Genomic DNA, 26,021 nt, shown 5'->3' with positions numbered 1-26,021 from the left:
GTAGACGGTCCGAACGGTTTTATCTCTCAATGCTGCTCAGAGCCTTGGCTCTAAAGGCCATTTCTTTTTGGTTACTTTTGCTTTACTCCGGACCTAAAGGTCCTCCGCCCTCCGGGCCGGCTTCGCCGTTCGCATGCGCTACGCGCAAGCGTGGGCCAGCAAAGAAAAAGTGACTCGCTCGCCGGCAGGCGAGTGAAACGCCCGCTGCGTAAGCGGCCAGGTCGCCCGAACACACAGGCAAGAGCCAAACACTGACGCCACTGGGTTCCGGCCTACGCCGGAATGACGAAGTTGGAGAGGCTGCGGAAAACCGCCCAAAGCATCCGTTCTCGCTTGACTAGTGCAGCAATAGCCATCCAAAAGAAAACCCCGCACAAGGCGGGGTTTTCTCCAAACAACTGCAACACAAGCGCAGGACTTAGAAGTCCATACCACCCATGCCGCCCATGCCACCGCCCGGCGCACCGTGCGAATGACCTTCGTCCTTCTTCGGCACTTCGGTCACGGCCGCTTCGGTCGTGATGATCGAACCGGCGACCGAAGCCGCGAACTGCAGAGCCGAACGGGTGACCTTGGTCGGGTCCAGGATGCCGAAGGCGATCATGTCGCCGAACTCGCCCGTGGCAGCGTTGTAACCGAAGTTACCGTTGCCTTCCTTCACCTTGTTCAGCACGACCGACGGCTCTTCGCCGGCGTTCGACACGATCGCGCGCAGCGGAGCTTCCAGTGCGCGACGGGTGATGGCGATGCCCAGATCCTGATCGGCGTTGGCGCCCTTCAGGCCATCGAGCGACTTGAGCGAGCGGATCAGCGCCACGCCACCGCCCGGCACCACGCCTTCTTCCACTGCAGCGCGGGTAGCGTGCAGGGCGTCTTCGACGCGAGCCTTCTTTTCCTTCATTTCGACTTCGGTTGCCGCGCCCACCTTGATGACGGCCACGCCGCCAGCCAGCTTGGCCACGCGCTCCTGCAGCTTCTCGCGGTCGTAGTCCGAAGAGGTCTCTTCGATCTGCGCCTTGATCTGGCCGATGCGCGACTGGATGCGCTCGGCTTCGCCGGCACCGTCGATGATGGTGGTGTTTTCCTTGGTGATGACGACGCGCTTGGCGCGGCCCAGATCGTTGATCGTGGCCTTCTCAAGCTGCAGGCCGACTTCCTCGGAGATCACCTGGCCGTTGGTCAGGATGGCGATGTCTTCCAGGATGGCCTTGCGACGATCGCCGAAGCCCGGCGCCTTGACGGCGGCGACCTTGACGATACCGCGGATGGTGTTGACGACGAGGGTCGCCAGGGCTTCGCCCTCGACTTCCTCGGCGACGATCAGCAGCGGCTTGCCGGCCTTGGCGACGGCTTCGAGCACCGGCAGCAGTTCGCGAACGTTCGACACCTTCTTGTCGTGGATCAGGATGAAGGGGTCGTCCAGCTCGACCTGCTGGCTCTGCTGGTTGTTGATGAAGTACGGCGACAGGTAGCCGCGGTCGAACTGCATGCCTTCGACGACGTCGAGTTCGTTCTCGAGGCCCGAACCTTCCTCGACCGTAATCACGCCTTCCTTGCCGACCTTCTTCATCGCGGTGGCGATGATGTCGCCGACGTTGGCGTCGGAGTTGGCCGAGATGGTGCCGACCTGGGCGATCGCCTTGTCGTCGGCGGTCGGGTTGGAGAGCTTCTTCAGCTCGGCGACGGCGGCGGTCACCGCCTGGTCGATACCGCGCTTGAGATCCATCGGGTTCATGCCGGCGGCCACAGCCTTCAGGCCTTCCTGGATGAACGCCTGCGCCAGCACGGTCGCGGTCGTGGTGCCGTCACCGGCCACGTCGGACGTCTTGGAAGCGGCTTCCTTGACGATCTGCGCGCCGATGTTCTCGTACTTGTCGGCCAGTTCGATTTCCTTGGCGACGGACACGCCGTCCTTGGTCACCGTCGGTGCGCCGAAGCTCTTCTCGAGCACGACGTTGCGGCCCTTCGGACCCAGGGTGACCTTGACCGCGTTGGCCAGGGTGTTGACACCCTTGAGCATGCGCGCGCGGACGTCTTCGCCGAAGCGTACTTCTTTAGCTGCCATAAAATTTTTGCCTCAAAAATTTTGAATAGGAATGGTTCTGTCGTTCCAAAGGCGGTACCAGAAGGAGCCAAAGGCGACTGGCGTGCGCGCTCTTAAGTTCGCGCTCGGCAAGCCGCAGCTCCCAACGGAACTCAGCCCTCGATCACCGCAACAACGTCGTCTTCCTTCAGGAAGACCAGCTCTTCGCCGTCGATCTTGATTTCCTGGCCGGCGTACTTGCCGAACAGCACCACGTCGCCTTCCTTCAGCGACATCGGACGGACATTGCCGTCTTCCAGGATGCGACCGGTACCGGCAGCGATGACCTTGCCGCGGGTCGGCTTTTCGGTGGCGCTGTCGGGGATGACGATGCCGCCGGCGGAGACACGCTCCTCTTCCAGGCGCTTGACGATGACGCGATCGTGCAGCGGACGCAGTTTGCTCATGGATGGCTCCAGCTAATGGATTGGGTTGGGAAAAGTCGGGACGGGGCGCGATGCGGGGGACCGCATTGTTAGCACTCGCCGTCGGTGAGTGCCAATTCTAACGATGCAGAAGCCCCTCGCAAGAGGTCGCGTCCCTCGAACCTGCACTTCTAATGGGGAAGCTGGCTGGCCCTTTCAAGGCCGGCTAGGCTGACGGGATGCGCCCGATCCTGCTTTGCTACTGCACCTGCCCCGACCCGGAAACCGCTCTGCAGCTGGCTGAGCGGTTGGTCGGGGAGTCCCTGGCCGCCTGCGTCAACTGCCTGCCCGGGGTCACCTCGGTCTACCGCTGGGAGGGCAAAGTGACCAGGGACAGCGAAACCCTGCTGCTCATCAAGACCCCGGCCGACCGCTTTGAGGCGCTCAGGGCGCGGCTATTGGAACTGCATCCCTACGATCTGCCCGAGCTGATCGCCGTCCCGGTCGAGCGCGCCCACGAGGCCTATCTGGCCTGGGTGGCCGCAAATGCTTGCTGAATGCCAGTCAGGTCAGCGCGGCAGAGCGGCGGCCAGGTCGCCGTCGGTGGCCTCGATGCGTCGGGTCACACGGCCCTGGGCATCGACCAGCAGCACGGTCGGCACGTGCATCACACGAAAGCTACGGAAAAGCGTGCCGGATGCGTCGAGCATCAGCGGGATCTCCACCTTGTAGTTTTTCTTGTACTCGGCCAGATCGTCCCTGGCCGCCCACAAGCCGGACGCCACGCCCAGCCAGCGCAGGTCCGACCGCTTATGCGCCAGCACCTCGACCTGCTCGCGCATGCTGCGGCAGCTTTGCGACAGTTGCGGGCGGCTCTTGGCCAGATAGCTTTCGCACCAGGGCGAGAGAAAAACCAGCACGGTAGGCTTGCCGGCATCGCGCAACGGAAAGGATTTCCCGGCCAGGGTGGTCACGCTCGTATCGGGCACGCTATCGCCAATACCGATAGGTTTCTCGGCCACGGTGGCCGTCTTCGGCGGCGCCACAGGTAAAGGCGTGGACGTTCGGGCAGCAAGCAAGGCGGCGTCGAGCCGGGCATTGGCCTCGTGGCCGACATAGAGAATGCGCCCATCACGACCGATCACCACGTGTTGCGGCGTGACACGCAAATGGAAAGCCTCGCCCAGCGAACCGTCATCGAACACGATCGGCATGGTCAGGCCCACTTGCTGTCGGTACTTGCGTACCTCCTCGACACTGTCATCGAAACCGACATCGATGGCGATCACTGCCATGTCCGGTCCGGCTTCTTCATAGGTGCGTTGCAGATGCGGCATCTGTTCGCGGCAGGGTACGCACCAGGTCGCCCAGAATTTCAGATAGACGGCTTTTTTGCCGTAGAGCTTGCCCAGATCGATGGTCTGCCCGTCGATGGTCTTGAGCACCACCGGCGGCGCCGGCGTACCGATCAGGCTTTGACCGGCTGCTTCGGCGCGTTGCTGGCCGCTATCGGCGGCATGGGTAGTCAGGCAACACAGCGACAGGATAAGAGTCAGGAAATAACGCATGGGAAGGCATCGCGGGAGGGTTAGCGCGAATGCTCGGGCCACGCGGCCATCCGGATAAGCGCCACTTGTTGGAAAAACTACCGGACCACTTTTGGATTTTTGGAGCCGGCTTTTCGGAGCTTGATTTTTTGAGGCCGGATTTTTTGAGCATGTTTCAACGCAACAACGCCACAGCCCGATGAATGGCGCTATCGATGCGCGTGGCGTCGATCAGGCCAAAGCCCAACGGCATGCCGTGCCAGCCGTGATCGCCCACGCCATACCTCGCCAGATCCTCAACGCGAATACCTTCCGCCGCCGCCCTGCGCGTCCACGCTGTCACGTCGATATCGGGCGCCGCGCGTGCCGCCATGTGCAGACCCGCATCGACCGGCATGGCTTCGAGCAGGCCGCCGGCATGACGGTCCAGCGCCAGCAACAGTTGTTCGCGTCGATCCGCATAAATCTTGCGCATCTTGCGGATATGTCGCACCAGGTGCCCCTCGGCAATGAATGCAGCCAGCGTCTCCTGCGACAGCACATCGCCATGGCCGTCGCTGAGCCACTTGGCATGCGCCATCGCTTCATGCAGCCAAGGCGGCAGCACCACATAGCCCAGTCGCAGTGCCGGGAACAGACACTTGGAAAAGGTGCCGACGTAACAGACGCTGCCGTTGCGGTCGAGCGTCTGCAAGGCATCGAGCGGGCGACCGCCGTAGCGGAATTCGCCATCGTAGTCGTCTTCGATAATGGTCGCGCCACGCGCTCGTGCGAAGGCAAGCAAGGCAGTGCGGCGCGCGGGCGACAACGGCATGCCGAGTGGAAACTGGTGCGACGGCGTGACGTACACGATGTTCGCGCGAGCCGGAATCGCCGCAACCACCAAGCCCTGCTCATCCACCGGTACCGGCACGATCTCCGCGCCGGCCGCTTCGAATACCGCGCGCAACGGCGGGTAGCCGGGGTTCTCCACGGCCAGCACCGTGCGCCCTGGCGTCACCAATACACGCGCAAGCAAGTTGAACGCCTGTTGTGCGCCGCAAGTGACCAGTACATCGGCCGCCTCGCAGGCGACAGCGCGTGCGAACGAAACATGCCGCGCGATCGCCTCGCGCAAGGACGCCTGCCCTTGCGGATCGACATGCAAGATGCGCGATCTGGACAGGGCGCGCATCGCCCGCGCCGACAAGCGCCGCCATTCGTCGTAGGGAAAACGCAGCACGTCCGGCGTGCCGACGCGGAAGTCATCGCCATCGTCGCGCGGCGGCCGCACCGGCAAGGTCACCGGCTGGCGCCAATAAGACGCGAGCCGCTGGTCGTCCGGCAACGCCGCAGCACGCGACGCGGAGCGCGAAGCCATGTCGGCCACGAAATTGCCCGCGCCATGGCGCGCCACGACATAGCCCTCGCTGAGCAACAGGTCGTACGCAGCCACTACCGTATTGCGCGATATGCCCAGCGATTGCGCCAGCTCGCGCGTGGCCGGCAGGCGCAGGCCGGGCTTGAGCCGCCCGTCCAGAATGGCCGCGCGCAACTGGGTGTGCAGCGCCGCCTGGCGCTGGCGCGATCCGGGCGCCGGCAGTTCCAGGGGAAACTCGAACAGGTGACTCATGCGAAGACGCCTACAAGTGGACCACAAGATTTGACCCATTGTGGTTCTTTTGCAAGTCCACCCATTTCCTTACAGTGCACCCATCCCGCCTGGAGCGCTCCGTCATGATCGACCTGTATTTCGCCGCCACGCCCAACGGTCTCAAGATCAAGCTGTTTTTCGAGGAAACCGGGCTGCCTTATCGCATCAAGCCGGTCAGCCTGGGTAAGGGCGAGCAGTTCCAGCCCGATTTCCTGCTCATCTCCCCGAACAACAAGATCCCCGCCATCGTCGACAACGCGCCCCTGGGTGGCGGTGCACCGATCAGCGTGTTCGAGTCCGGAGCGATCCTGCTTTATCTGGCGGAAAAATCCGGCCGCTTCATGCCGCAGGATGCACGTGGCCGTATCGAGGTGCTGCAGTGGCTGTTCTGGCAGGTCGGCGGGCTGGGGCCGATGGCGGGGCAGATCGGACATTTCAATGTGTATGCGCCCGAGCCGGTGCCGTATGCGATCGATCGCTATACGCGTGAAGTGGCGCGTCTTTATGGCGTGCTGGATCGTCGCCTGGCGGATCGTCCCTTCATTGCCGGCGACGACTACACCATCGCCGATATCGCGGCTTATCCGTGGATCGTGCCGCATCAGGCACATGGCCAGTCGCTCGCCGACTTCCCGCATCTGGAGCGCTGGTTCCAGGCTATCGCTGCGCGACCGGCCACGATACGCACGTATGAAGGTGTAGAGAGTGCCTATGTGCGCAAGCACATCAGCGAGGAAGAGCGGAAGCATTTGTTTGGGCACGGAGCCAAGCAGGGCTAATCGGACCCAAAGAATCGAATTTTTGCGTTAGCGACTTCAAGGAACCTCGAATGACCTCCTACTCGTCATTCCGGCGTAGGCCGGAATCCAGTGGCGACATGATTAGGTTCTCGCGAAAACCACTGGACACGCTCGCAAAAACCGAGAACTGACGCCACTGGGTCCCGGCCTGCGCCGGGATGACGGTGAAAAACCGAGGTTATTAGAGGTCCCTTCAATCGCGGCACCAGGTTGTGTCACCGCCTGTCGCGGCTGAAGCCGCCCCAACAGAAAAGATGGCAACCGACCAAGCACCCATCGAATCGAGAACGCGATGAAACCACGCGACCTGACCAGCCTGCTTCTGCTCGGCGCCCTTTGGGGTGGCTCGTTTCTGTTCATGCGCATGGCCGCCGACCCGTTCGGCGCGGTGGCGATGGGCGGCATGCGCGCCATCGTTGCGGGATTGTGCTTCGTGCCCATGATGGCGTCGCGCACGCTGCTGGCGGAATGGCGCGCGCATTGGCGACCGATCGCGATCACAGGTATTGCCAATTCGGCGCTGCCGTTTCTGCTGTTTGCATGGGCCGCACGCCACCTGCCCGCCGGCCTCTCGTCGATCTTCGATGCCATCACACCCCTGTTGGTGGCCGCATCGGGCTGGCTGTGGCTGAACGAGAAACTCGATGCATGGCGTACGCTCGGCCTGGTCGTCGGCCTGATCGGCGTGCTGTGGCTGGTTGGCGGCAATATCGGTGGCGCCGCAGTCGATCACAGTTCGCTATGGGCGATGGCCGCCTGTGTCGGCGCGACGGTCTGCTACGCCTTTGCCGTGCACTACAGTCGTCGCCGCTTGCACCATGTCTCACCAATGACATCCACCGCCGGCAGCCAGATCGTCGCCGCCATCCTGCTCGCGCCGACAACGTTCTGGGCGTGGCCGGCACGGAATCCGCCGATGTCGGCCTGGCTTGCCATCGCGGCATTGGGCGTGGCTTGTACCGGTTTTGCCATGCTGCTGTTTTTCAGGCTGCTTGCCCGCACCGGCACGGCGCGGACGATGACGGTGCTCTATCTGATTCCTGTGTTCGGCGTGCTATGGGGCTGGTTGTTCCTGAAAGAAACGGTCACGGCCAACATGATCATTGCCTGCGTGGTGATCCTGCTGGGCGTGGCACTGACGACAGGACGCTCCAGCGAGCCGTTGCCGGCGCCCATCGCTGACAAAGCCTGAACCGGGTAACTGAAAAGACGTATCCAGCGAATAGGTCATAATCACCGCTCCACGCTGCCTGGCGTGGTCCCCACGGTTGGAGTTGCAATGCGTTTCCGTTCTTTTGGCCGTCTGGCCGCCCGCCTCCTGGTTCCCTTGGCGCTACTGCTCGGTGCGGCGCAGGTATTTGCGCAAGACACCGACAACCTGCTACCGGTGACCGAGGCCTACAAGCTCAGCACCGATACCAACACGCCCGGCGTGCTGAAGCTGCATTGGACGATCGCGCAGGACTACTACCTCTATCGTGGTCGCATGAAGTTCAAGGGCGGTGATGGCATCACGCTCGGCGAAGCGACACTGCCCGATGGCGAAAAGCATCACGACGAATACCTGGGCGATGTAGAAACCTATCACCACAATGTCGATGCCAGCATTCCCTATACGGTGGCACCCGGCACCACGCGCTTGACGGTCAGCGTCCAGTACCAGGGTTGCCACGAAGTCGAACCGAAGATCTGCTACCCGCCGCATACCGAAAAACTCGATCTGCCCTTGCCGGCGGGCGCCGCACAAGCCGCTCCGGGCGCGCCAACACAAACCCTCGGCAGTGCGCTGAGCCAGCTAGGTGGCAAGTCGGCCGCGAGCCCGGGCATGGATGCGGCACCGCTGCCTGCCGAACAGGCCTTTCGCTTCGAAGCACTGGCACGCAAGCCGAACGAATTGCTGCTGCGCTGGACGATGCCCAGGGGCTACTACCTGTATCGCGACCAGACCGTGCTGCACGCCAAGAACATCGATGGCGTGAAGCTCAACCCGCAATGGCCTGAAGGCACCAGCAAGGACGATCCGCATTTCGGCAAGGTCACCGTGTATTTCGATCAGCTCGAATTGCCGGTCACCATCGATGGCGACCTGGCCGGACGCAAACAACTCGATGTCGAGGCCAGCTTCCAGGGTTGCCAGGACGGCGGCCTGTGCTATCCGCTGATGACGCGCGCCGTGTCGGTCGATCTTTCTGGCGGCAGCGTCTCGACCGGACAGACCACCGCCGGTCCTGCGCCGGAAATGCCACCGGCCACGCAAAACTCGCTCGATGTCAGTCTCTGGTATGCGTTGTTGCTCGCGCTGGGCGGCGGCCTGGTGCTGAACCTGATGCCGTGCGTGTTGCCGGTGCTTTCCATCAAGGCGGTCGGCCTGATCGAAAGCGGCGAGAACCCCGCCCGCCGCCGCGTGCATGCCTTGATGTACACCGCCGGCGTGCTGGCGAGTTTTATCGCGCTCGGCCTGATCATCATCTCCTTGAAGCAGGCCTGGGGTTCGCAGATGCAGAACCCCATCGTGGTCGCCGTGCTCGCGTTGATCATGCTGGCGGTCGCGCTGTCGATGTCCGGCGTGGTGCAGTTCGGCACCTCGCTGGGCAATACCGGCAGCTCGCTGGCGAACCGCTCGGGCCCGATCGGTGATTTCTTCACCGGCGTACTCGCCGTGGTGGTTGCCAGCCCGTGTACGGCGCCGTTCATGGGCACCGCGCTCGCCTACGCCTTTGCCGCGCCCACCGTGAATGCCTTGCTGGTCTTTGTCGCCCTCGGCGTTGGCCTGGCCCTGCCCTTCCTCGCGGTCGGCTTCGTACCGGCCGTGGCGCGCTTGCTGCCGCGCCCCGGTGCCTGGATGGAAACGCTCAAGCAGGTGCTGGCCTTCCCGATGTATCTCGCTGCGGTGTGGCTGGCCTGGGTGCTGGCCAACCAGCGTGGCTCCGATGCCGTCGGCCTGCTGCTGGTGGCTGCGGTGCTGCTGGCCATGACGCTATGGTGGTTCGAGCGCAGTCGTTCGCGTGGGGTAATCAGCCGTGTCTTCGTCGCCGTGCTGCTGGTGCTGGCGATCGCGCCGGTCTACATGCTGGCCAAACTGCCGGCCGGCACGAATCGGGCTGCCACGGCCGAGGGTGTGGTTGCCTTCACGCCGGCCAAGCTGGCCGAGCTGCGCAAGGCCGGCACGCCGGTCTTCGTCGACATGACCGCCGACTGGTGCATCACCTGCAAGGCCAACGAGCACACCGTGCTGGACACCGACGCATTCCGCGCCCAGCTCAAGCAGACCGGCACGGTCTATATGAAGGGTGACTGGACCAACGAGGATCCGGACATCACTGCCTTTCTGCAGCAATACCACACGCCGGGCGTGCCGCTTTACGTGGTGTTCCCCAAGAGCGGCGGCGCGGGTCGGCAACTACCGACGGTGTTGACCGCATCGCTGGTCGAACAGGCGCTGGCCGAGGCGGCCAAGAGCGAGTAGTGAGTTAAGAGGAGTGAGGAGTAAGAGAGAGCCAAGAAGAGCCGGAACCTGCTTTCTCTCACTCCTCGCTCCTCATCGAAACAGCCAAAAGCTAAGTTAGCGGGGGACCGGGAGTGAGAAACGAGTGGGTATACCAGTACCATCGCTCACTTCTCACTCCTCTTAACTCACTCCTCGCTCTCGATGCTAAGCCGAAGCAACACCCTCATCCTTGTCCTGGCCGTTGTCGCGGCCGGCGTCGGCGGCTGGCTGCAGCATGCCAGCCGGCAGGCGCACGTCCCGGACGGTGTGCAGGTGGCGGCAGTGGGCGACGTACGCCCCGATCTCACGCTGATGGATGTCGACGGCAAGCCACACCGGTTATCGGAATTCCACGCTCGGCGCGTGCTGCTCAATTTCTGGGCGACCTGGTGCGTGCCATGCCTGAAAGAGATGCCCGCGCTGGCCGAGGCACAGGCAAAGTTCGGCGAAAAAGAACTGATCGTCGTCGGCATCGCCATGGACGACCCCGAACGGATCCGGCCGTTTCTTGCCGTGCACCCTGTGCCGTACCCGATTCTGATCGGCCGGATGGACAGCCCCAGCACCTCGCTGCAGTTCGGCGATGAGGCGCAAGTTCTGCCGTTTAGCGTGCTTTTAGATACCGATGGGCACATCTTGGAAGCGCAGCGAGGCGCATTGCCCATGGAAACCCTCGACGAGTGGATGAAACGGCCCTAGGAGCCGCTTTCGGGCGACTCGATACGCCGCCGCACGGACTTCTTCACAGTTCTGCACCAAACATCGTCGATCTACGCCGAACTGGACAACATTGCCGAGTGCGCGCACACTCCGCCCGGTCCGCACCTGCCCAGGTGCCGTTTCAGGATCACAGCGTGGCGAACATCCTGGTCCTGCACGGACCCAACCTCAATCTGCTGGGTACGCGCGAGCCGGAGATCTATGGCCACCAGACGCTGGCCGATATCGACGCCGCACTGGTTGAGCAGGCCAAAGCTGCGGGGCACATGCTGACCGGCTTCCAGTCGAATGCCGAGCACGCGCTGATCGAACGCGTGCACGAGGCACGCAAGGACCAGGTGGCGCTGATCCTGATCAATCCCGGCGCCTTCACGCATACCAGCATCGCCCTGCGTGACGCCCTATTGGGCGTGGCCATACCGTTTATCGAGCTGCACCTTTCCAACGTGCATGCCCGCGAGCCGTTCCGTCACCACTCCTACCTGGCCGACGTGGCCATTGGTCAGGTCTGCGGTTTCGGACCGGACAGTTATCGGCTGGCGCTGGACGCCGCCATCGCGCGGCTGGGCCGCGCCGCCTGACCCGAACAACGTTTCCCTTCCATTCCAGCCGCCCCAAGCGGCAGCAACGAAAAGGCTTGACCCATGGACTTGCGCAAGATCAAAAAGCTGATCGACCTGCTTGAGGAATCCAACCTCGCCGAACTGGAAATCAAGGAGGGCGAGGAAGTCGTCCGCCTGTCGCGCGTGCCCAAGGGCGGCGTTGCCATCGCCGCAGCGCCCGTCGCCGTTGCCGCGCCGGTAGCCGCTCCCGTGGCCGCAGCGCCCGTCGCCGCCCCTGTGGCCGCTGCACCGGCCGTGCCCGAAGGCCATGTGGTCAAGGCGCCGATGGTCGGCACCTACTACGCCTCGGCTAGCCCGGGCGCACCGGCATTCGTCAAGGTCGGCCAGCAGGTCAAGGCCGGCGAAACGCTGGGCATCATCGAAGCGATGAAGATGTTCAACCAGATCGAAGCCGACGTCGGCGGCACCGTGCAGGCCATCCTGATCGACAACGGCCAGCCGGTGGAATTCGACCAGCCGATGTTCGTGATCGCCTGATATGCATAAGCTCGAGAAAGTCCTTATCGCGAACCGCGGCGAAATCGCCCTGCGCGTCTTGCGTGCCTGCAACAGCTTAGGCATCAAGACCGTCGCCGTGCATTCGACCGCCGATCGCAACCTCAAGCACGTCGGCCTGGCCGACGAGGCGATCTGCATCGGCCCGGCGCCGTCGGCCGAAAGCTATCTCAATATCCCACGCATCATCGCCGCGGCGGAAATCACCGACGCGCAGGCGATCCATCCGGGCTACGGGTTTCTTTCCGAGCGCGCGGATTTTGCCGAGCAGGTCGAGAAGTCCGGCTTTATCTTTATTGGCCCGACCGCCGACGTGATCCGCCTGATGGGCGACAAGGTCGAGGCGATCCGTGCGATGAAGGCGGCTGGCGTTCCCTGCGTGCCCGGTTCCGGCGGCCCGCTCGGCGACAATGTGGATGAAAACATCCGCATCGCCCGCGAGATCGGCTACCCCGTGATCATCAAGGCCGCCGGTGGCGGTGGTGGCCGCGGCATGCGCGTGGTGCGCACCGAGGCGCATCTGGGCAACGCCGTGACCATGACCAAGCAGGAAGCGAAAGCCGCTTTCGGCAACGATCAGGTGTACATGGAGAAGTTCCTGGAAAACCCGCGTCACGTGGAAATCCAGGTACTCGCTGACGGCCAGGGCCATGCCATTCACCTGGGCGAGCGCGACTGCTCGATGCAGCGTCGCCACCAGAAAGTGGTCGAGGAAGCTCCGGCACCAGGCATCACGCCCGAGCTGCGCGCACAGATCGGCAAGGTCTGCGTCGACGCCTGCCTGCGCATCGGCTACCGCGGTGCCGGCACCTTCGAGTTCCTGTTCGAAGACGGCCGCTTCTACTTCATCGAGATGAACACGCGCATCCAGGTCGAGCATCCGGTGACCGAGCTGATTACCGGCGTCGACCTGGTACGCGAGCAGTTGCTGATTGCCGCGGGCGAGAAACTGTCGATTCGCCAGGAAGACATCAAGATCAACGGCCATGCGATCGAGTGCCGCATCAACGCCGAAGATCCCGACACTTTCATGCCCAGCCCCGGCGAAGTGAAACGCTTCGAAGCACCGGGCGGCCCGGGCGTGCGCGTCGACACGCATCTGTACGACGGCTATCGCATTCCGCCAAACTACGACTCGATGATCGGCAAGCTGATCGTACACGGCCCCGATCGCGAAACGGCGATCGCGCGCATGCGTCTGGCGCTTGCCGAAACGGTGATCGAAGGCGTGAAGTGCAATATCCCGCTGCAGCAACGCATCATGGCCGACGTCGGTTTCCAGCACGGTGGACAGAACATCCACTATCTGGAAAAGCGCATGGCCGAGCAGAAGGAAAAGGCCGCCAGCGGCGGTTGATGCGAACCTGCCCTATCGTCATTCCGGCGTAGGCCGGAATGACGAACAGGAAGGTCGACGGAATACACATGCCCGAACTGCTCACCCTGCGCGAAACCATCGAAACCATCGTCGCCTGCTTTGACGATGGCGACGTGTGGGACCGCTACGCCTGGGTCTACACTGATCGCGACGGTCCGCTGATGAGCTGCCGTTTCTATCTGTCGTCCAGCGACGAAGAAACCGATCTGCTGATCGACGAAGACGGCGAAGGTTTGCCGCTGCTGGCCGCCGAACATGCGCTGTCGCATTACCTCGAAGCGGTGACATTCGCCGACGTGCTCATCGTGCAGAAGCGGCAACGCCCGTTGTCGAGCCTGGAGGACTACGCTCGCGCACTCGATCACTACGTGCGCGTGGACGCCTTTCTGGAGCTGGGCGAGGCATCAGATGCCGATGTCGACGCAGCCCTGCAGGCCAATCTCGCCACTGGCCTGTACACCGAATACGACCTGGTCCTGGCCGAGTGTCCGGTCAGCAAAGTCGGCGAAGCGGCGCGTGCCGTTTCGGCACTGTTTTCGCTATCCATCGCCGAGTCACTTTCTCTTTGCCGCCAGCTTCCCTTGAGCCTGGGACGGCGCGTCAATGCATTGGAATGCGGTCAGATCGAACGGCGTTTCGCCGCGCTCTCGCTGCCGTTGCAAAAAGTTACGCATAAAGCGCTGCCCTGGCAGTAGGGATGCAGGCTGCGAGCTTTGCTCTTACTCTTCACTCACTCCTCTTCACTCACTCCTTATCCCATGCCCTGGCTCGAACTCTCCCTCACCGTCCGCGCAGAGCAACAACCGCGCGTGGAAGAAGCGCTCGACGACCTGGGTGCGCTGTCGATTACCTTGCAGGATGCCGACGCGGAAACGCCCGACGAACAGGCGATCTTCGAGCCGGGCGTCGGCGAGCTGCCGCTGTGGCCGACAATCACCTTGAATGCCTTGTTCGACGTCGACACCGACCGTCGCGGCCTGAGCGAAGCGCTCGGCGATCTGCTGCCCTGGCTGGAGCCGGACCAGATGCTGTTTCGCGACGTCGCCGACGAGGACTGGGAGCGGGCCTGGATGGACCAGTTCAAGCCGATGCCATTCGGCCGCCGCCTGTGGATCTATCCATGGAACATCGAGCCGCCGACCGACGGCGATATTGTCGTGGTCCGGCTCGATCCGGGCCTGGCGTTCGGCAGCGGCACGCATCCGACCACTGCCCTTTGCCTGGAATGGCTCGATGGCCTGCAGCTGGCCGGAAAGACCGTCACGGATTTCGGCTGTGGCTCGGGGATTCTCGCCATCGCAGCATTGAAGCTCGGCGCGTTGAGCGCGGTCGGTGTGGACAACGATCCCCAGGCACTGATCGCCTCGGCCGATAATGCCGAGCGCAACGGTGTGGCCGAGCGTCTCGCACTGTTCCTGCCTGAAGATCTCGACGCGGAACCGGCGGATGTCTTCATTGCCAACATTCTTGCCGGCCCGCTCGGCGAGCTGGCACCGCAGTTTGCCGCCGCGGCCAAGCCTGGCGCACCGTTCGCCATCTCCGGCATCCTGCAGGGTCAGCAAGAGGAGCTATTGGCGCGTTATGGCGAATGGTTCGAAGGCTTGCAGGTCGATACGCGCGAGGACTGGGTTCGCATCAGCGGCTTCCGCCGCTGATCCCATCTTGCGCGACCCTCCCTAGCTTGTAGGAGCGACTTCAGTCGCGATAAACCTGTACGCAAGACCAAGCGTCAACGGCCGACGCGACGCTTGTCGCGACTGAAGTCGCTCCTACAAGATAGGTGGCTTTTCGAGACAGTGTCACAGCACCACCGCAAACCTCTTTACTCATCCGCGCCGCTCGACCACTCTTGACCCATGTACACGCAATGTCCCAAATGCATGTCCGTGTTTTCGCTCGATGCGCGCACGCTCGCGCAGGCGCACGGCTTTGTCATGTGCGGACATTGCGGCGAGGGCTTCGATAGCATCGCCACGCTGGCGGATGTGCTGCCGCCCGAGCCGTTCACCGAGCTGCCAGTCAACGAAGCGGGCATCGAACCGCCGCATCTAGAACTGGCGGTCTATCGCCCGAGAGCGGCCGAGCCGCCGGCAGCGACGGAACCGGCGCGCACGACCTTCGACGACTTGCTGCCAAGCGATTTTACGCCACGGTTTGCGCGTCAGCATGAGCCAAGACCACGTCGCTGGCCGTGGGTCGTGATCATCCTCCTCTTGCTGTTGCTGCTCGCGGCACAGCTGGGCTGGGCGCTGCGCGATCAACTGATCGCCGACTCGATGGTCGGCCCGTGGCTGCGCCAGGGTTGCGATGCGATCGGCTGCCAGCTGCCGCTGGTGCAGGACGTGAAGCAATTGAAGCTGCTGGCACGTGACGTGCAAGCGCACCCGTCGGTGCCCGGCGCACTGCTGATCAGCGCAACGGTTCGCAACGATGCGTCGTTCGCGCAACCGTATCCCGTGGTTTCTGTCACATTGTCCGACGTCAATGGCAAACGCATCGCCATGCGTCGCCTGCGGCCATCCGAATACCTGGCGGACAGCTATGCCTTGCAGCATGGCTTGCCGGCCGGCGCCAACACTGCGCTGGTGCTGGAAGTGGAAGACCCGGGCGACAAAGCGGTGGCGTTCGAACTCGGTTTCGAATGAGACCCGCGACCACCAATGACGCCGTACATGACAGTGACCGGCTTGTCCATAAGCCGATCGCATAAGCTCGCGAACCGTCCACAACATGGCCCAGGGCTCTTAAAATTCTTCGCCGTCGCAGGTACACTCGGTCCCTTCGTCCCATGCTGCAACCGGCGTTCCATGCGAGCCGCCGCCCGCGGTGTTTGCCATAACCATCTGCGGTAGCCTAAGTAGCCGCCGCTATAGCGAATGTGAGAGGGATTGCCATTGAACGTGGTCCGATTGCCTGCTACTGAGGCCGTAAAGGAGTCCTCGTCGCAGAGCGCGCTGAGCGAGTGCGTCAGCCGCACCGTTCGCCGTTATCTCGCGGACATCGGTGATACCGAGTGCGACGAGGGTCTGCACGCATTGGTGATCCGCGAAGTCGAAGGCCCCCTGCTGCGCGAAGTATTGGCATTCCACGACGGCAACCAGAGCCGCGCTGCCGCGGTGCTGGGCATCAATCGCGCCACCTTGCGCAAGAAGCTGGCCCAACACGGGCTGCTGTAAGACATCCAGGCCGGCGCGCTAGCGCCGCCTTCGCCCCCCGCGGGCTATAATCGCTGGCTTTCGTATTCCAGGAAGCCGCCATGTCCCACCCCGCCATCACGCCCATCCGCAGCGCGCTGCTCAGCGTGTCGGACAAGACTGGACTGATCGCGCTGGGTAAGCGCCTCGCTGCAGCAGGCGTCGAGCTGCTCTCCACCGGTGGCAGTGCCAAGGCACTGCGCGAGGCGGGCATTGCGGTCAAGGACGTCAGCAATGTCACCGGCTTTCCGGAAATCATGGATGGCCGCGTAAAAACGCTGCATCCGAAAGTGCATGGCGGGCTGCTTGGCCGCCGCGGCACCGACGACCAGGTCATGACCGAACTCGGCATCGCGCCAATCGACCTGCTGGTGCTCAATCTCTATCCGTTCGAACGGACCGTGGCGCGCGCCGATTGCACGCTGGACGAGGCGATCGAGAACATCGATATCGGCGGCCCGGCGATGCTGCGCTCGGCGGCGAAAAACTGGAACGATGTCGGCGTACTCACCTCGCCCGACCAATACGATGATGCGCTGGCCGAAATCGAACAGCACGGCGGTCTGAGCCGGGCAACGCGCTTTAAGCTGTCGGTGGCCGCGTTCAATCGCGTATCGAACTACGACGCCGCAATCAGCGACTATCTTTCCGGTGTTCAGCTCAACGATACGCAAGATGCTGTCACCGGGCACGATACCTTCCCCGCGCAAGCCAACGGCCGCTTCGTCAAGCTGATGGATCTGCGCTACGGCGAAAACCCGCACCAGCAGGCAGCGTTCTATCGCGACCTGTATCCGGCGCCCGGCACGCTTGCCACGTTCCGCCAGCTGCAAGGCAAGGAACTGTCGTTCAACAACATCGCCGATTCCGATGCCGCGTGGGAATGCGTGCGCAGTTTCAAGAAACCGGCTTGCGTGATCGTCAAGCATGCCAACCCCTGTGGTGTGGCGGTGAATGTCGAGGGCATCGCCCAGGCCTATGACCGCGCCTACCAGACCGATCCCACCTCCGCCTTCGGCGGCATCATCGCCTTCAACCGCAATGTGGACGGCGCCACCGCGCGCGCGATCGTGGAGCGTCAGTTCGTCGAAGTGGTGCTGGCCCCCGGCTATGCCGACGACGCGCTGAAGGCGTTCGCCAAGAAGGCCAACGTCCGCGTGCTGGAAATCCCGCTACCGGCCGATGGCGACCTGTACAACGCGCACCCTGGCAACGATGTACGCCGTGTCGGCTCGGGTCTGCTGATCCAGACCGCCGACCGCGGCATGGTCGGCCCGGACGATCTCAAGATCGTCACCCGCCGCGCGCCGACCGAGGCCGAGATCAACGACCTGATCTTTGCCTGGAAGGTGGCCAAGTACGTCAAGAGCAACGCCATCGTCTACGCCCGCGACCGCCAGACCATCGGCATCGGCGCCGGCCAGATGAGCCGCGTCTACAGCGCCCGCATCGCCGGCATCAAGGCCGCCGATGAGAAGCTGGAAGTCGCCGGCTCCGTCATGGCCTCCGATGCGTTCTTCCCCTTCCGCGACGGTATTGATGCCGCCGCCGCTGCGGGCATCCGCGCGGTGATCCAGCCGGGCGGCTCGATGCGCGACGCGGAAGTCATCGCCGCGGCCGACGAGAACGACATGGCGATGGTGTTTACCGGCATGCGCCACTTCCGCCACTGAGCTACATCGTCGTCCCGGCGAAGGCCGGGACCCATTCCTCAGTCTTCGCTTGTCAGAAAGCATTTGGCGAGCATGCACCCTGAGGAATGGGTCCCGGCCTTCGCCGGGATGACAAGCAGGAAAAGCTTTAGAGCACGGTAAAACCCTGGGCCATGGGCGGCGGTCGGCCCGAATTGAGGCAAAAATCGGGCATCGCTAAAAAACCCGGCTTCGGCGTAAAAAAATTGCTGATGTCTTGTGGGCGACGTCGCTACACTGCGCACGCCCTCCACAAACACTTCACAATCGAAAAGGCCGGAAGCCTCGCATGGAACGGATTTTCCCTGCACTGCACGACTGGACGTACCCGATACCGCCCCACCCCACCGCCCACGCGGAGGGTTGAAGGCGATGCTATTTCCGACGGTCGAATTCGCCGCCTTCTTTCTGTTTACGCTCGCCGTTGCTTGGGCTCTGGTCCGACGACCGGCCTGGCACAAGCATTTTCTGTTGCTCGCCAGCTACGTGTTCTACGGCTGCTGGAACTGGGCATACGTACCCCTGCTGTTCGGTATCTCTCTCGTTGCCGGCCTGGTGGCGCAGCGCATCCAGCAGACTGAAGACGCCAAGAAGCGCAAGCGCTGGTTGATCGGCGGCGTGGTGGTTTGCCTGAGCGCCCTGGTCTACTACAAGTACACCGGTTTCCTGCTGCAGAACCTGCTGGATCTATGGGCGCTGGTCGGCAAACCGCCGGCGTTGTCGCTCGACGGTCCGATGTTGCCGCTGGGTATTTCGTTCTTCGTCTTCCACGCGATTTCGCTGCTCGGCGACGTCTATCGCGGCAAGCTCAAGCAGGCGGTGAACCTGCCCGATGCATTGCTCTATGTCGCGTTCTTTCCGCAGCTGATCGCCGGGCCGATCCTGCGTGCCTCGGACTTCATGCCCCAACTGGCGACGCCGCGCGACCCGCAGGCGGTGCACGTCAATCGGGGCCTGATGCTGATCGTGGCCGGCCTGTTCAAGAAGGTGATCATCTCCAACCAGCTGGCGGTCAACCTGGTCGACCCGGCGTTCGCCGCGCCCCAGTCGTTGTCGGGCCCCGACATGCTGCTGGCGGTGTATGGCTATGCCGTCCAGATCTACTGCGACTTTTCCGGCTATACGGATATCGCCATCGGCTGCGCGCTGCTGTTCGGTTATCGCTTCCCGGACAACTTCGACCGCCCCTATACCGCCACCGACCCGCAGGACTTCTGGCGTCGCTGGCATATCTCGTTGTCGAGCTGGTTGCGCGACTATCTCTATATCCCCCTGGGCGGTTCGCGCGGCGGCAACTGGTTCACCGCGCGCAATCTGCTGATCACCATGCTGCTGGGCGGCCTGTGGCACGGCGCATCATGGACGTTCGTCATCTGGGGCGCACTCCATGGCGGCTACCTGATCGTGCATCGCCTCTGGGCCGCACAATCGTGGCATGCGCGCCTGCGCGCATCCACCGCCTGGCGCTGGATCGCGCGCGTGCTGCTGTTTCATGCGGTTTGCGCGGCATGGATCTTTTTCCGCGCACCGTCGCTGGACCAGGTCGGCGACGTTTTCGCCCGCTTCGCCGTCGCCGGCCCGCTGACCCTGGCCCAGACTGGCACCGTCCTGTTGATTGCGTTGGGACTGGCCGGGCAATACGTGCCGCCGCGCTGGGGCGATGCCTTGGAAAACGAACTCGCACGCTGGGCGGCACCGGCCCGTGGCGCGGCGCTGGCGGTGTCGATCTTTGCCATCGAAGTGCTCGGGCCCAGCGGCGTGGCTCCTTTTATCTATTTCCAGTTCTGAGCCATGTCGACATCACGCACTCCTTCGGTCGATTCGACACGCAGCCTGGCCTGGCTGCTGGCAAGCTTTGTCGCGTTCGTTGTCCTGCTTGAATCGGGCGGCCTGGCAACCTGGGCGGAACGGCTCGATATCGGCCCCTTGCGCAGCGTTGCGCAACCTACGACAGCCGCACTGAGCGAACGGCTACGCTCATGGGGTATCGGCGAGCTGCGCACCCGCATGTTGGCCGGTCTAGCGCGACTGCAACGCAACGAGCCTACCGCCACGACACCCAAGCTCATCGCGGACAGCCCGACACCCGCGCGTTGCGATGCGCCGGTCGCGCACGACAGCGCTCTGGTTTCGAATCTATGGATGCTTGGACGGCCAACGGTGCAGCCGCCGTTGCTGACGGGATGGTCTGCGCCGATCGTCGCCAAAACCACCAGCCAGCACGATGGTGCGCCCACAACAATCGCCACCAGCTTGCCGGCTGCCGCCACCCTGGACGCGCTTCCTCCCGTTCCGTCCGGCCAGACACGCACCGTGGCCCTGGTTGGCGATTCGATGATGGCAGTGGGTTTGAGCGATAACCTGTTGCGCGGCATCGCCCGCCATAAGGAGCTGCGCGCCATACGCGCATTCCGCGCCGGCACGGGCCTTAGCCGTCCCGACACGTTCGACTGGATGCAGCAATATCCGCAGATGCTCGGCGACGGCAAACCCGACGCCATCATCGTCGCGATCGGTGCCAACGACGGGCAGAGCTTTGTACAGGACGGCAAGGTGCTGGAGTTCGGCAGCGAGGCCTGGATCGCTGCGTATCGCGATCGCTTGAATCATTTCGTCGACCTGCTGACCAAGGACGGCGCGCAGGTCATCTGGATCGGGCTCCCGCCGATGCGCATCGCCAAATACGATGCGCGCATGAGCCTGATCAACCGGCTTGCCTATGACACGGTCAGCCAGCGCGAGCACGTGACCTGGTGGAATGCGGGGACGCTGATCGCCGATCCGCAAGGCCAGTTTCGCGAGTACGCGCAACGCGCCGATGGCAGCAGCATACGTTTGCGTGCCGGCGATGGCATTCATCTGTCCGAAGACGGCGCCGGCTTGCTTGCACCACCGTTGCTGGCATGGCTCGATCCGCCGGCTCCCGCGCCGGCGGCGGCCGCTCCTACCGCCATGGCAGAGGTCCACGTATCACTATGATCCGCCATACCCTATACAAGGTGCTTTGTGCTTCGGCGCTGGCAGCGCTCTTGTCGTCTACGCCCCTGCACGCCAACGACGATCTGGAAGCACGTTTTGGCCCGCAAGCCCTGCTGGCGCGGCAGCACCATGCCGCAGTCGACGTGCTGACCGTGGGTAATGGTGCCGAGCGGGTCTACGTATTCGTGCCGACGCAACCCGCGTTGCATGGCAAGGTTCCGCTGGTGCTGCTGCATCATGGCTGGCAGGGCATGAATCCGCTGAACTTCGGCGCCTTGATCGATCACCTCGCACGCAGCGGACAAGTGGTGATCTATCCGGTGTATCAGCTTTCGGCCGATACCTCGCCACAGGTGGTCACGCAGAACGCAGCCCAGGCCGATCGTCGCGGCATCGATGCGCTTGAACGGCAACGCAGCTTGCGGCCGGATCCGCAGCGCGTGCTGTATGTGGGTTACTCGATGGGCGCGGCGATCTCGCTGAACCTGGCGCTGGATCCCGTGCGCTACGCGTTGCCCGCGCCCCGTGCACTGGTGCTCGAAGCACCGGGCGATGCGTATCACGTGGCGCACGGCGACGATGCCCGCAGCATTATCGGCGAGGTAGAGAAACTGCCTGCCGATTTGCCGGTAGCGATTCTCACCGGCTCGGCGGATACCTCGATCGGCCTGCCCACGGCGCGCAAGCTCGCCGCGCGGCTATGCCAGATTCGCGCCGACCGCCGTGTCCTGATGGTGCTGCCCAGCGACGAGCATGCCGGCAAGACGGTGCATGCTGCGCACGGCTCGCCCGGCGCGCCGGATTCGCGCTACGACTTTGCCCTGAAGCGCAATGACATCCCGACGCAGATTCCTGCACGCGACGGCTTCGAACCGTCGGCGTCGCTCAACCAGCTGGATTTCTACGGCTACTGGAAAGTCATCGATGCGATGGTCGACAGCCTTCCCGAACGGAGTCTGCCGGATGCGGTATTTGGCAATGGCACGGCGGCACAGCGGTATCTAGGCGTGTGGCCGGATGGGACGCCGTATGCGGCGGCTAGCGTGGAAACGCTTTGTCCGTGATGCTCTCGCGAGCACCCCGCCCCCTCACCCCAGCCCTCTCCCCCGGCAAAGCCAGGGGAGAGGGAGCACATTGAGGCAAGCTTTCAACACTGCGCGCTTTTGCTCCCTCTCCCCTGGCTCTGCCGGGGGAGAGGGTTGGGGTGAGGGGGAAGCTCTAGACTTCAATCCTGCAACGCAACCTTCGCGTTCCCCTGCTGCCGTTGCGCATACCGACGCGCCAACACCGCACACGTCATCAACTGCACCTGATGAAACAGCATCAATGGCAGCACGATCGCTCCCAACGGCTGGCTCGCAAACAACACCTTGGCCATCGGCACGCCGCTGGCCAGGCTTTTCTTCGAACCGCAGAACACGATAGTGATTTCATCCTCGCGATCGAAGCCCATCGCACGTGAGCCATAGCGGGTAATCAACAAGGCGGCCGCCAGCAGCACGGCATCGACGATCACCAGGCCACCAAGTACCGGCAGCGGCGTCTGTTTCCATAGCCCCTGCAACACGGCGGCACTGAAGGCGGTATAGACCACCAGCAGAATCGAGCCTTGGTCGACAAAGCCGAGCATGGCACGATGCCGGCCCACCCAGTCGCCAATCCAGCGCTGCGCCACCTGACCGGCCACAAAGGGCACCAGCAACTGCAGGACGATCTCACCCACCGCATCCCAGGTCATCGCGCCCTGGCCATGCGACTGCAGGATCAACCCGACCAGCAGCGGCGTGATCACAATACCCAACAGGCTCGATGCCGATGCCGCGCAGATCGCCGCCGGAATATTCCCGCGGGCCATCGAGGTGAAGGCAATCGACGATTGCACCGTCGACGGCAGGGTGCACAGGAACAACACGCCAAGATAAAGACTGGGCGTCACCAACGGCGCCAGCAACGGCTTGAGCAGCAGTCCCAGGAGCGGAAACAGCACGAAGGTGCTGCCCAGCACGGTCAGATGCAACCGCCAATGGGTCATGCCGGCGATGACCGCCTCGCGTGACAGCTTGGCGCCATGCAGGAAGAACAGCAGCGCGATGGCGGCGTCGGTCAGCCATCCGAACACCTGCGCCGTACCGCCGCGACACGGCAGAAAGCTGGCCAGGAGCACTGTCAGTACTAGGCAACAGGTAAAGCGATCAGGGAGGAAGCGGCGCAAGTTCATGGCGTAATGGCCCGGTGGATGGCCTATTGCAGCCGCTTACGACTGATAATTCAAATCGTTTTATCTTATTTATTGATACACTTTTGGTATGAATATCAGTCTGCGCCAGCTCAGGGCCTTTCTGGCAGTCGCCAAACTGCGGCATTTCCGTCGTGCCGCCGACAGCCTGCACCTGACCCAGCCGGCTGTCAGCCGTCATATCGCCGAGCTCGAAAGCGAGCTCGAGGTAAAGCTCTTCGACCGCAATACGCGCGAGGTCGTACCGACCGAAGCGGGACGCTATCTGCACAGCGCGATCGAGCGCGTACTGGACGAGCTCGAAGGCGTACTCGCCCATGTCCACTCGGAAAGCGAACGCCGGCACGGCAAGGTACGCGTTGCATCCGTCCCGACCTTGTCGGCCAACCTGATGCCAGCGTGTATCGCCGCCTGTGCGCAACGCTATCCCGAGCTCACCGTGCAACTGCATGACCAGGTGCAGGCCCTCGTGCTGGAAAGCGTCCGTGGCGGCGAAGTGGATTTCGGCGTCACCGTCGAACCGGCCGATACAGAGGCATTCGATAGCGAAATCATCATGCATGACGCCTTCGTACTGGTATGTCGCCGTGACCATGTTCTTGCGACGCGTGCGCAAGTGTCGTGGAAAAAACTCAAGGGTCAGCCATTGGTTCTGCTCGACTACGCATCGGGCAGTCGTCGCCTGATCGATCGTCATCTGGGCCAGTACGCCGTCGATGCCCAGGTGGTGCAGCAAACCGGTCACACGCAAACGGCATTCAGCATGGTCGATGCAGGCCTTGGCATCACGATCACGCCTAGCCTTTCCACCACGCAGTTGCCGCCTTCGCTGGTAGCGCTGCCGCTTACCCCGGTGGCACGCCGTGCCATCACGCTGATACGTCGGCGTCATCGCTCGCTGTCACCGGTGGCGGAGCTGGTGTGGTCGCAGATTCGTGCGACAGCGACGTCTCTCACGCAAACTTGAGCCGCCACGCGTTAGCCTTCGACGTTGCGAATGACGAGTGCGATCCGATCGCTCGGAGATCATGATGCGTTACGAACTGTATTACTGGACCGGCATTCAGGGCCGCGGCGAATATGTACGGCTCGCGCTTGAAGACGCAGGTGCCAACTACATCGATGTGGCGCGCGAAGAAGGCGATGAGGTCATGATGCCATTCCTGCAGGGAGCCCAGTCCGGCCCTCTCCCTTTCGCACCACCGTTTCTCAAGGCGGGTCGGCTGGTCATCGCCCAGACTGCCGCGATCCTGTTTTATCTCGGACCCAAATTGAAACTGGTGCCGGCCACCGAGTCCGCCCAGTTCCATGCCCTGCAGTTGCAGCAGACGGTGGCCGACTTCGTGGTGGAGATCCACGATACGCATCATCCGATCGCCAGCGGCGACTACTACGAAAACCAACGCGACGCCGCAAAAAAGCGCGCGGAAGATTTTCGCGAATGCCGATTGCCGAAATTTCTCGGCTATTTCGAACACGTACTCGAACGCGGCGGCAAGAAGTACGCGTTGCGCTCGCACTCCTACGTCGACTTGTCGCTGTTTCAGCTGATGTCTGGCCTGGACTATGCCTTCCCCAAGGCGATGAAACGCCTCAACCGACGGATGCCGTTGCTGCGCGATCTGCAGAAACGCGTCGCGGACCGTCCCTCTATCGCGACCTATCTGGCCTCCGAGCGTCGCCTCGCATTCAACGAGAGCGGCATCTTCCGGCATTACGCGGAACTGGACGACTCGTAGCTCAAAAGACGGCAATCACGATCGCGCCGGCCACGATCAGCACGCCGCCGATCAATAATGGCAGGCTGGGTTTTTCACCCAGAAAGATCAGGCCCAGCACAATCGCCATCGCCACGCTGAGCTTGTCGATCGGCGCCACCTTGCTCACAGGACCCAGTTGCAAGGCACGGTAGTAGCAAAGCCAGGACAAGCCCGTCGCTATGGCCGAAAGCACCAGAAACAGCCAGCTATGCCAGGGCAGACCCGATGGGCGCGCCCATTCGTGACGTAAGCTGACGATCGCGGCGATGACGGCAAGGATCACCACCGTGCGAATGAAGGTGGCGAGATTCGAATTGACCCCGGCCACGCCCAGCTTGCCGAATATCGCCGTCAGCGCGGCGAAGAACGCCGAGCCGATGGCAAACAGCAGCCAGCTTTCGCGCAGATTCACGGCGTCTATGCCGGTGCTTTTCAGTGACCGCTGTCGTTCGCGGCGGGCGGCGCGGCGGGCGTGTTGTCGCTATCGTCGCCCTGCTTCTTGGGTGTGCCCCACTCGGCGACCTTGTACATCACCGGCTTGATCTGCTCGTGCGCACCGCTGCGGTATTTGCCGTTCGGATCGACATCGTAGGTCTGCGAAATGCCCGACTTGGGCGTCACCACCACCATGTAGACCTGGCCGTTGCGGCTATATTCCTGCACGGTGTCCTCGCCACGCTTGTACACGTTGACCTTCGGCGGCGGCTCGCCGCGCGCGTCGCGCGGACTATTGTCTTTCATGTCCGGCAGCGGGATCGGCTTGCCCGGCAACACCGTGCTGCCGGTCTCGGCCGGGGTGGACGCAGACTGCGGCGCCAGCCTGGCCGAAGGCGCGCTGGTTTTGACGCCAGGATCGGACATGCCCGGCGGTGGCGGCGCCGGCTGGAAGGCAGGCTTGCTGTCCTGTGCGAAGGCCGATGAGGCCAGCGCGGCGCCCAGTACGACAAGCAAGGCAACGGTTTTCATGATGGACAGCCTCCAGACGGGTGTTGGAGTTTACCAGCGCCGACACCATGAGTAGCGTGAACGT

25 protein-coding genes are annotated in these 26,021 nt (G+C 63.1%); 18 read left to right on the top strand and 7 right to left on the bottom strand.

Annotated features, from left to right (window positions below; all coding sequences use genetic code 11):
• Positions 1–418: 418 nt before the first annotated feature.
• Together groL and groES are read right to left on the bottom strand one after the other, a co-directional pair.
• Entirely contained in the window at positions 419–2,065 is a 1,647-nt protein-coding gene (gene groL / locus QMG46_RS06755; protein WP_281851729.1) for a chaperonin GroEL, read from the bottom strand.
• A 131-nt stretch (positions 2,066–2,196) separates the two neighbouring features.
• Positions 2,197–2,490, bottom strand: coding sequence for a co-chaperone GroES (groES, locus tag QMG46_RS06750; RefSeq protein ID WP_281851728.1), 294 nt, complete (start codon positions 2,488–2,490; stop codon positions 2,197–2,199).
• A gap of 197 nt (positions 2,491–2,687) precedes the next feature.
• Between groES and cutA the strand changes: the two genes are divergently transcribed.
• Positions 2,688–3,005 (top strand): divalent-cation tolerance protein CutA, encoded by a 318-nt coding sequence (gene cutA / locus QMG46_RS06745; RefSeq protein WP_281851727.1) that lies wholly within the window; start codon positions 2,688–2,690, stop codon positions 3,003–3,005.
• A gap of 12 nt (positions 3,006–3,017) precedes the next feature.
• Here the strand turns inward: cutA and QMG46_RS06740 are convergent, their stop codons facing one another.
• Together QMG46_RS06740 and QMG46_RS06735 are read right to left on the bottom strand one after the other, a co-directional pair.
• Positions 3,018–4,016 (bottom strand): TlpA family protein disulfide reductase, encoded by a 999-nt coding sequence (locus QMG46_RS06740; protein ID WP_281851726.1) that lies wholly within the window; start codon positions 4,014–4,016, stop codon positions 3,018–3,020.
• A gap of 154 nt (positions 4,017–4,170) precedes the next feature.
• On the bottom strand, positions 4,171–5,607 hold the full coding sequence (locus QMG46_RS06735) for a MocR-like pyridoxine biosynthesis transcription factor PdxR (protein WP_281851725.1): 1,437 nt from the start codon (positions 5,605–5,607) through the stop codon (positions 4,171–4,173).
• 104 nt (positions 5,608–5,711) lie between these two features.
• Between QMG46_RS06735 and QMG46_RS06730 the strand changes: the two genes are divergently transcribed.
• From QMG46_RS06730 to QMG46_RS06660, 15 genes are all read left to right on the top strand, one after another.
• On the top strand, positions 5,712–6,407 hold the full coding sequence (locus QMG46_RS06730) for a glutathione binding-like protein (RefSeq protein WP_281851724.1): 696 nt from the start codon (positions 5,712–5,714) through the stop codon (positions 6,405–6,407).
• A gap of 313 nt (positions 6,408–6,720) precedes the next feature.
• Positions 6,721–7,620: a DMT family transporter gene (locus tag QMG46_RS06725; protein WP_281851723.1), complete on the top strand. Its 900-nt coding sequence runs from the start codon at positions 6,721–6,723 to the stop codon at positions 7,618–7,620.
• Between the two features lie 87 nt (positions 7,621–7,707).
• Positions 7,708–9,894: a protein-disulfide reductase DsbD family protein gene (locus QMG46_RS06720; RefSeq protein ID WP_281851722.1), complete on the top strand. Its 2,187-nt coding sequence runs from the start codon at positions 7,708–7,710 to the stop codon at positions 9,892–9,894.
• Between the two features lie 303 nt (positions 9,895–10,197).
• Positions 10,198–10,614, top strand: coding sequence for a peroxiredoxin family protein (locus QMG46_RS06715; protein WP_281851721.1), 417 nt, complete (start codon positions 10,198–10,200; stop codon positions 10,612–10,614).
• A 155-nt stretch (positions 10,615–10,769) separates the two neighbouring features.
• Entirely contained in the window at positions 10,770–11,216 is a 447-nt protein-coding gene (gene aroQ, locus QMG46_RS06710) for a type II 3-dehydroquinate dehydratase (RefSeq protein WP_281851720.1), read from the top strand.
• Between the two features lie 63 nt (positions 11,217–11,279).
• Entirely contained in the window at positions 11,280–11,735 is a 456-nt protein-coding gene (accB, locus tag QMG46_RS06705) for an acetyl-CoA carboxylase biotin carboxyl carrier protein (RefSeq protein ID WP_281851719.1), read from the top strand.
• 1 nt (position 11,736) lies between these two features.
• Positions 11,737–13,110, top strand: coding sequence for an acetyl-CoA carboxylase biotin carboxylase subunit (accC, locus tag QMG46_RS06700; RefSeq protein WP_281851718.1), 1,374 nt, complete (start codon positions 11,737–11,739; stop codon positions 13,108–13,110).
• Between the two features lie 68 nt (positions 13,111–13,178).
• Complete coding sequence (locus QMG46_RS06695) at positions 13,179–13,826, top strand: DUF7716 domain-containing protein (protein ID WP_281851717.1); 648 nt, start codon at positions 13,179–13,181, stop codon at positions 13,824–13,826.
• Between the two features lie 63 nt (positions 13,827–13,889).
• Positions 13,890–14,786 carry a 50S ribosomal protein L11 methyltransferase gene (prmA, locus tag QMG46_RS06690; RefSeq protein ID WP_281851716.1) on the top strand — a complete coding sequence of 299 codons (897 nt, stop codon included), beginning with the start codon at positions 13,890–13,892 and terminating at the stop codon, positions 14,784–14,786.
• A gap of 225 nt (positions 14,787–15,011) precedes the next feature.
• Positions 15,012–15,776: a DUF3426 domain-containing protein gene (locus tag QMG46_RS06685; protein ID WP_281851715.1), complete on the top strand. Its 765-nt coding sequence runs from the start codon at positions 15,012–15,014 to the stop codon at positions 15,774–15,776.
• A gap of 243 nt (positions 15,777–16,019) precedes the next feature.
• The gene (locus QMG46_RS06680; RefSeq protein ID WP_281851714.1) at positions 16,020–16,307 is read left to right on the top strand and encodes a helix-turn-helix domain-containing protein; all 288 of its coding nucleotides are present in this window, start codon (positions 16,020–16,022) and stop codon (positions 16,305–16,307) included.
• A gap of 80 nt (positions 16,308–16,387) precedes the next feature.
• Entirely contained in the window at positions 16,388–17,998 is a 1,611-nt protein-coding gene (purH, locus tag QMG46_RS06675) for a bifunctional phosphoribosylaminoimidazolecarboxamide formyltransferase/IMP cyclohydrolase (RefSeq protein WP_281851713.1), read from the top strand.
• Between the two features lie 390 nt (positions 17,999–18,388).
• Positions 18,389–19,804 carry an MBOAT family O-acyltransferase gene (locus tag QMG46_RS06670; RefSeq protein WP_281851712.1) on the top strand — a complete coding sequence of 472 codons (1,416 nt, stop codon included), beginning with the start codon at positions 18,389–18,391 and terminating at the stop codon, positions 19,802–19,804.
• A 3-nt stretch (positions 19,805–19,807) separates the two neighbouring features.
• A complete protein-coding gene (locus QMG46_RS06665; RefSeq protein WP_281851711.1) occupies positions 19,808–20,995 on the top strand; it encodes an SGNH/GDSL hydrolase family protein in 1,188 nt (395 codons plus the stop codon).
• On the top strand, positions 20,992–22,059 hold the full coding sequence (locus tag QMG46_RS06660; protein ID WP_281851710.1) for a dienelactone hydrolase family protein: 1,068 nt from the start codon (positions 20,992–20,994) through the stop codon (positions 22,057–22,059). The genes QMG46_RS06665 and QMG46_RS06660 overlap by 4 nt, the downstream gene beginning before the upstream one ends.
• A gap of 161 nt (positions 22,060–22,220) precedes the next feature.
• Here the strand turns inward: QMG46_RS06660 and QMG46_RS06655 are convergent, their stop codons facing one another.
• Positions 22,221–23,213 carry a bile acid:sodium symporter family protein gene (locus tag QMG46_RS06655; RefSeq protein ID WP_281851709.1) on the bottom strand — a complete coding sequence of 331 codons (993 nt, stop codon included), beginning with the start codon at positions 23,211–23,213 and terminating at the stop codon, positions 22,221–22,223.
• 88 nt (positions 23,214–23,301) lie between these two features.
• Here QMG46_RS06655 and QMG46_RS06650 point away from each other — a divergent pair, with 88 nt between their 5' ends.
• Together QMG46_RS06650 and QMG46_RS06645 are read left to right on the top strand one after the other, a co-directional pair.
• Entirely contained in the window at positions 23,302–24,198 is an 897-nt protein-coding gene (locus QMG46_RS06650; protein WP_281851708.1) for a LysR family transcriptional regulator, read from the top strand.
• Positions 24,199–24,262: 64 nt separating this feature from the next.
• Complete coding sequence (locus QMG46_RS06645; RefSeq protein WP_281851707.1) at positions 24,263–24,970, top strand: glutathione S-transferase; 708 nt, start codon at positions 24,263–24,265, stop codon at positions 24,968–24,970.
• A gap of 1 nt (position 24,971) precedes the next feature.
• Here QMG46_RS06645 and QMG46_RS06640 read toward each other — a convergent pair whose 3' ends face one another.
• A complete protein-coding gene (locus tag QMG46_RS06640; RefSeq protein ID WP_281851706.1) occupies positions 24,972–25,403 on the bottom strand; it encodes an EamA family transporter in 432 nt (143 codons plus the stop codon).
• 20 nt (positions 25,404–25,423) lie between these two features.
• Positions 25,424–25,957, bottom strand: a complete 534-nt coding sequence (locus QMG46_RS06635; RefSeq protein ID WP_281851705.1) for a DUF2782 domain-containing protein — start codon at positions 25,955–25,957, stop codon at positions 25,424–25,426.
• Between the last annotated feature and the right edge of the window lie 64 nt (positions 25,958–26,021).

This window comes from Dyella sp. GSA-30 (assembly GCF_027924605.1).
Lineage (GTDB): Bacteria > Pseudomonadota > Gammaproteobacteria > Xanthomonadales > Rhodanobacteraceae > GSA-30.
This window is presented reverse-complemented; position numbering and strand designations above follow the sequence as displayed.